Source organism: uncultured Actinobacillus sp. (assembly GCF_945915845.1).
Lineage (GTDB): Bacteria > Pseudomonadota > Gammaproteobacteria > Enterobacterales > Pasteurellaceae > Exercitatus.
Map to the genome: position 1 here is coordinate 1 of NZ_CAMEFX010000068.1, position 6,689 is coordinate 6,689.

Annotated in this window: 7 protein-coding genes; 2 read left to right on the forward strand and 5 right to left on the reverse strand. The window is 40.6% G+C overall.

The genetic code is table 11. The features are described 5' to 3' along the window. The 4 genes from cgtA to rplU all read right to left on the reverse strand — a co-directional run. Positions 1-857 (reverse strand): Obg family GTPase CgtA (gene cgtA, locus Q0O89_RS10125; protein WP_293731576.1); only part of this gene is annotated, 857 nt, incomplete at its 3' end. Beyond that, positions 854-1,777 carry a DMT family transporter gene (locus Q0O89_RS10130; protein ID WP_293731577.1) on the reverse strand — a complete coding sequence of 308 codons (924 nt, stop codon included), beginning with the start codon at positions 1,775-1,777 and terminating at the stop codon, positions 854-856. The genes cgtA and Q0O89_RS10130, both read right to left, overlap by 4 nt. 121 nt (positions 1,778-1,898) lie before the next feature. Continuing rightward, a complete protein-coding gene (rpmA, locus tag Q0O89_RS10135) occupies positions 1,899-2,156 on the reverse strand; it encodes a 50S ribosomal protein L27 (RefSeq protein ID WP_005626413.1) in 258 nt (85 codons plus the stop codon). 20 nt (positions 2,157-2,176) lie between these two features. After that, on the reverse strand, positions 2,177-2,488 hold the full coding sequence (rplU, locus tag Q0O89_RS10140; protein ID WP_115638522.1) for a 50S ribosomal protein L21: 312 nt from the start codon (positions 2,486-2,488) through the stop codon (positions 2,177-2,179). A gap of 234 nt (positions 2,489-2,722) precedes the next feature. On the opposite strand from rplU, the gene ispB reads away from it, so the two are divergent. Both ispB and Q0O89_RS10150 read left to right on the forward strand, forming a co-directional pair. Then, complete coding sequence (gene ispB, locus Q0O89_RS10145) at positions 2,723-3,694, forward strand: octaprenyl diphosphate synthase (protein WP_293731580.1); 972 nt, start codon at positions 2,723-2,725, stop codon at positions 3,692-3,694. A 222-nt stretch (positions 3,695-3,916) separates the two neighbouring features. Then, positions 3,917-4,675 (forward strand): epoxyqueuosine reductase QueH, encoded by a 759-nt coding sequence (locus tag Q0O89_RS10150; protein WP_293731578.1) that lies wholly within the window; start codon positions 3,917-3,919, stop codon positions 4,673-4,675. A 63-nt stretch (positions 4,676-4,738) separates the two neighbouring features. Here Q0O89_RS10150 and Q0O89_RS10155 read toward each other — a convergent pair whose 3' ends face one another. Further along, positions 4,739-6,151 (reverse strand): sucrose-specific PTS transporter subunit IIBC, encoded by a 1,413-nt coding sequence (locus Q0O89_RS10155; protein WP_293731579.1) that lies wholly within the window; start codon positions 6,149-6,151, stop codon positions 4,739-4,741. Between the last annotated feature and the right edge of the window lie 538 nt (positions 6,152-6,689).

The window sequence follows — 6,689 nt, forward strand, 5'->3', positions numbered from 1 at the left end:
TCAATTTTATTGAACACCAACCAACGGGGTTTATCCGCTAATTTTTCGCTATATTGGAACAATTCATTTTCAATAATCGCAATATTATCCGCCGGGTCACTTTCATCAATAGGCGCAATATCCACCAAATGAATTAATACGCGGCAACGTTCTAAATGTTTCAAAAAGCGAATACCCAAACCGGCACCTTCAGATGCGTGTTCAATCAAACCGGGAATATCTGCAATCACAAAACTACGATCTGCACCAACGCGCGCCACCCCTAAACTTGGTACAATCGTCGTAAATGGATAATCCGCCACCTTTGGTTTGGCTGCTGACACAGCACGAATAAAGGTTGACTTACCGGCATTCGGCAAACCTAACATCCCCACATCTGCCAATAACATTAATTCCAGTTGTAAATCACGTTTTTCCCCCGGTGTGCCTAAAGTTTTTTGACGCGGTGCACGGTTAACGGAAGATTTAAAGCGCGTATTGCCTAAACCATGATAACCGCCTTTTGCCACCAGCATTTTGGCACCGTGTTTGGTTAAGTCCCCTAAAATTTCTTTAGTGTCATTATCAATCGCGCGTGTTCCTACAGGTACACGCAGCGTAATATCTTTGCCACGTTTACCGGTACAATCTGAACTACGCCCATTTTCACCGCGCTGTGCAGCAAAACGTTTTTCAAAGCGGTAATCAATGAGCGTGTTTAGGTTCTCATCTGCGATTAAATAAACATCACCACCGTCACCACCATCACCGCCATCCGGTCCACCTTTAGGGATAAATTTCTCGCGGCGGAAACTCACACAACCGCTACCACCGTCACCGGCTTCTACTCGAATCAAGGCTTCATCAATAAATTTCATTCTTTTCTACCTTTAAATAATTTATGTCCAATCGCGGACAAACTCGCGCCTAATACTACCACAAAGGCACCAATATAACTTAGAGAATTTAACTGGGGATGTGCAAAATCTTCAGGATCGACAAAGTGTGCGATATGGGAAAAGACTATTGTTAACAGAGGCACCAATGTTAATACCACACTGACTTTAGAAACATCCCAACGATTTAACGCTTCCGCATAAGCACCATAGCCGATCATGGTGTTTAAACAACAATAAATAAAGCACCCCCAAGCAAAAGGAGTAAGGTCGTAGACTTGAGCAAACTCTGCAAAAGGTGTGAAGACAAAAGCACAGCCTAAATACATTAATAATAAAATTTGCTGAGACGAAAAGGAACGTAACATCACTTTTTGTGCTAAGCCATAAAGTACCCAAATTAATGCTGCAGAAACACTTAGGAGAATACCAATAATACTCGTGTTGAGACTCAAAAACAGTTCAAAACGATCATTAAAAAAGCAGCCCAGTCCAATAATTAAAATAATAAGACCTAATTTCTGATGTAAACCCAAAACTTCCTTAAACAGTAACACCCCTAAAATCAGCATACCAAAAGAAGAAACATGGATAAAAATTTGGGCTATAGAGGGCTCAATAAAATTAAGCGAAGAACTAAATAAGAAAAAGTTTCCTGCTAAACCCAATATACCCACTACCGCCCAAATTAAATAAGTGCGGTTAAATTGCATACGTTTTGGCAATTTATGGCGGCAAGCAAGTAGTAAAAATAAAGAGAGTGAAGCTACGACAAATCGATACCATACAATGGTTTTGGCATCCATAATAGCGACCACTTGCTTAAGTGCTAACGGCAAAGATCCCCATGCCATAGCCGCTGTCAATGCAAAAAGAAAACCCAATAAAGGCTGTTGTTTCATTTTTTCCGTCTTTTTTTAGGGGCTTATTATTAATAAGCCAGGAGGCTATTATCTAACGACCGGGATATTTAATAAAAAAGCCCCACTACATTAGCAGTGGGGCGTTTTATTCTTTAGTCAATTATTCAGTGACAATACTTACGTATTTACGGCTTTTCTCGCCTTTCACTTCAAATTTAACTTTACCGTCAGCAGTTGCAAATAAAGTGTGGTCTTTACCCATACCTACATTTGAACCTGCGTGGAATTTCGTACCACGTTGACGAACAATGATGCTACCTGCTAAAACAGATTCGCCACCGAAACGTTTAACACCAAGGCGTTTAGCTTCAGAATCACGACCGTTACGAGTTGAACCACCAGCTTTTTTAGTTGCCATCTACTTGATCTCCTCTGAAATTATGCTTGAATCCCAGTGATTTTCACTGCTGTGAACCACTGACGATGACCTTGTTGTTTACGGCTGTGTTTACGACGACGGAACTTAACGATTTTAACTTTCTCGCCACGACCTTGTTCTACAACTTCAGCCACTACTTTCGCGCCAGCAACTACTGGTGCACCGATTTTAACATCTTCACCGTTAACGACCATCAACACTGAATCGAATTCAACAGCAGAACCTACTGCTACTTCAAGTTTTTCTAAACGAACAACTTGACCTTCGCTTACACGGTGTTGTTTACCGCCACTTTGGAAAACTGCGTACATAAATACTCCGCTCATTTGCGCTTAACGTCATTTCGTCTTAGCGCGTATAAATTCATATAAATAGGTCGCAAATTCTACGGAAAAATCCCACCCTTGGCAAGCAATTATTTGCAAGAAAATAAAAAATTTACAAAATTGCGCTCTTTTATTTTAGAAATAATAAAAACTCAGGTAAAATCGACCGCACTTTCAGACCACTACATTGGATTTACATAAATGACACAAACAACGTTAATGGATATGAAAACGATCCAAGCTCTGATTGAATCAGATATGCAAAAAGTGAACGCGGAAATTCTATCACAACTAAACTCAGATGTCGCGTTAATCAATCAACTTGGATTCTATATTATTCAAGGTGGAGGGAAACGTATTCGCCCACTTATTGCTTTACTGGCTGCGCGCGCCATTAATTATCAAGGGGATTTAATGCCTACCTGTGCAGCGTTTATTGAATTTATTCACACCGCCAGTCTATTGCATGATGATGTCGTAGATGAATCTGATATGCGCCGTGGGCGTGCCACTGCCAATGCAGAATTTGGCAATGCGGCCAGCGTATTGGTGGGCGATTTTATTTATACGCGCGCCTTTCAATTAGTGGCAAAATTGCAATCACTCAAAATGCTCGCTGTGATGGCTGACGCGACTAACGTGTTAGCAGAAGGAGAAGTTCAACAGTTGATGAATGTGAACGATCCTGAAACGACCGAAGAAAATTATATGAAAGTCATTTATCGCAAAACTGCACGCCTTTTTGAAGTATCCACTCAAGCAGCAGCTATTGTTGCACAAGCGGATGAAAATATCGAACGGGCATTACAAGAATACGGTCGTTATCTCGGGACGGCGTTCCAATTGGTGGATGATGTCTTAGATTACAGTGCAGAAGCGGAAACTATGGGTAAAAATGTAGGGGATGACTTAGCAGAAGGTAAGCCAACCTTACCGTTGCTTCATGCAATGCGCCACGGCACGCCGGAACAAGCGGCACTCATTCGTTCAGCCATTGAAGAAGGCGGAAAACGCGAAATTATTCATGATGTTTTGGCGATTATGGCAGAGCATCAATCCCTTGAATACGCGATGACACGAGCCAAAGCGGAAGCGCAAAAAGCCGTGGATGCTATTCGTATTTTGCCAGACAATGAATACAAACAAGCCCTAATTTCCTTGGCATATTTATCGGTTGATCGAACCTATTAGCCACCATTTATCTTTGGGACGTGACAAACGCCCCAGATTGCTGACAAACTTTTTTAGTTAATATTTTAATATGAAATGACTGTAGGGGCGAAACATCTTTCGCCCTGATTTATCATGATTATTTTGGGGCGAAAAATATTTCGCCCCTACAACATTATTTAGGTTTGTCAGCGGTTTGGGGCGTGACAAACGCCCTTTTTTATTTAATTTAATGGAAACTTTATGACTGAAACTGAAAAAACAACGGCAGAAATCATCCAAAGCGCGGTGAATTTCAAAGAAGAATTTAGAAAGCCATCAAAACCACGCAAACAAAAACAAGATCCCAACGCGCCTTATGTGCGCCCCAAATTGATTATGCCCAATAATCATAAAAAGCTCTTGTTACATACTTGTTGTGCGCCTTGTGCAGGGGAAATTATCGCCGCGGTAATGGCATCTGATGTGGAATTTACTATTTTCTTTTACAATCCCAATATTCACCCACACAAAGAATATTTAATTCGCAAAGATGAAAATAAACGCTTTGCGGACAAACACAATATTCCGTTTATCGATGCTGATTACGATCGTGCTGACTGGTTTGAACGTGTTAAAGGTTTGGAACATGAACCGGAACGTGGCGCGCGTTGTACAAAATGCTTTGATATGCGCTTAGAACGCACCGCACTTTACGCCCACGAAAATGGTTTTCCAGTCATTGCCACAAGCCTTGGGATTTCTCGTTGGAAAAATCAAGAACAGGTTTATGACAGCGGACGCCGTGCGGCAAGTCGTTATGAGGATGTTATTTTTTGGGATTTTAACTGGCGCAAAGATGGTGGCTCTGCACGCTCGGATCGCTTGCGTAAAGAAGAACGATTTTACAAACAAGAATATTGCGGTTGCGTATATTCTTTACGCGATGCCAACCAATGGCGCGAAAGTCGTGGATTAGGAAAAATAGAAATCGGCAAAACGTTCTATTCCCTTGATGAATAAACCTTATAAAAAAACACCGCACTTTTTATCATGCGGTGTTTTATTTTTCTTTATTTCGCAGGATTACGCTTTGGCTTTTTCGCGTAAACCTAATACGATAGCCACACTAAATGCAACAACGAAAGAAATCAGCATACCTACGCTATACATTCCCCAGTCGCCTGCGCGAATAGACGCAATGCCCACAAGACCGGCAGCACCAAGTGCGGTCGCTTTTACATTAAAGAATGCGATAAATGCCGCGGCTAAACCTGAACCAATCATTGCTGCATAGAATGGGTAACGATAACGTAAGTTCACACCAAACATGGCCGGCTCTGTGATACCTAATAACGCTGAAATGCCTGATGGAATGGCCAAACCACGGGTTTTTGCATCTTTATTTAATACCGCAACAGCTAAACAAGCTGCCCCTTGCGCAATATTAGACATTGCCGCAATTGGGAAAATAAAGGTTGCTGCTGTGCTTGCTAATAATTGGGTTTCAATCGCGATAAAGGTTTGGTGCATACCTGTAATCACAATTGGCGCATACAATCCACCAAACACACCGCCGCCCACAAAACCAAGGCTGTCATATAACCAAGTTAATCCTGCACTTAATAATTCACCTGCTTCACGACCAAATGGCCCAATAACGGTAAACGCTAAGAACCCGGTAATGAAAAGTGAGAATAACGGTGTAATCAGGTTATTGAGTACAGATGGCACCACTTTGACAAAGAATTTCTCAAGTGTTGCTAACACCCAAGCGGCAATTAAAACCGGGATTACCGTACCTTGATAACCTACACGTTCAATTTCTAAACCAAAAATGTTCCATAATTGTAGATTGCCTTTAGCTAAAGCCTCAGCATAACCATAAGCATTGGTTAAGGCCGGGTGAACTAAAAGCATTCCCAAAGTCGCCCCTAAATAAGGGTTACCACCAAACTTTTTGGTTGCAGTAAAACCAAGCAACACCGGTAAGAATACAAATGGCGCATTAGCGAAAGTATCAATCAAATTAGCGAGATCTTGATAATGCGGATAAAGATCTAATAAAGATTTACCCTCTTCAAATAAATCTTTTGCGGTAAAGATATTTCCAATCCCCATTAATAAACCGCCTGCCACGATAGCAGGGATAATAGGCACGAAAATTTCAGATAAACCTTTAATTAAACGTTGAACAATATTTTGTTTCGGTGCTTGAGCCGCGACTTCTTCAGTATTTTCCGAAGATTCACCGCCCATAATTTTTGACATTTCGGCAAAAACTTTGTTTACCGTTCCTGAGCCGAAAATAATTTGATATTGACCGGAGGTAGAAAATTGTCCTTTTACCCCTTCAATATCTTCAATACCTGCTTTGTCAATTTTTGACTCATCAGCCATAGTTAAACGCAAACGCGTCGCACAGTGAGCTAAATTAGCGATATTTCCTTTACCGCCCAATTTTTCAATCACTTCCTGCGCAATTTTAGGATAGTTCATAGGTTGCTCCTAGGTTAATGAAATGCTGAATGGATTTTATCGGAAAGTGCGGTAAGAAACTAGGAATTTTTGAATGGACGCAATAAAAAATAGGAAATCAAACTGCTAAAAAGAAAAAAGCAGGCCTAAGGGGAGCCTGCATCAAGGGGTTAACAAATATAGATTGTTATTATTATTTTTTTGTTTCTTGAATAAAACAAGAAACGTAAAGAATTGTAAAGAAACTTTTAAACACTGTCAACTAGATAATATCCTTAATAATCATTTTAGTAGAGAAATAAAATACTTAACAAAAATAAAACGTCAATTTGTGTAAAGAAAATGTAAAGATGATATGGTCTACATCATAGAAAATACGGCAAAAAAAAGCCAGATTAGGGATATCTGGCGGCTAAGGACTTAAAACATGAATATAATTATAATTATTTTTATGAGATTACTTTTCATTAAGACCATGAATAAGTAACACTTTCACCAGCACAGCCAGCACAGCCAGCACAGCCAGCACAGCCAGCACAGCCAGCACAGCCAGCACAGC

Bases quoted from the DNA above. Each gene is read 5' to 3' on its own strand.
- ispB (WP_293731580.1), top strand. From the start codon at position 2,723: ATGGATATGAAAACGATCCAAGCTCTGATTGAATCAGATATGCAAAAA.
- Q0O89_RS10150 (WP_293731578.1), top strand. From the start codon at position 3,917: ATGACTGAAACTGAAAAAACAACGGCAGAAATCATCCAAAGCGCGGTG.
- rplU (WP_115638522.1), bottom strand. From the start codon at position 2,488: ATGTACGCAGTTTTCCAAAGTGGCGGTAAACAACACCGTGTAAGCGAA.
- rpmA (WP_005626413.1), bottom strand. From the start codon at position 2,156: ATGGCAACTAAAAAAGCTGGTGGTTCAACTCGTAACGGTCGTGATTCT.
- Q0O89_RS10155 (WP_293731579.1), bottom strand. From the start codon at position 6,151: ATGAACTATCCTAAAATTGCGCAGGAAGTGATTGAAAAATTGGGCGGT.
- Q0O89_RS10130 (WP_293731577.1), bottom strand. From the start codon at position 1,777: ATGAAACAACAGCCTTTATTGGGTTTTCTTTTTGCATTGACAGCGGCT.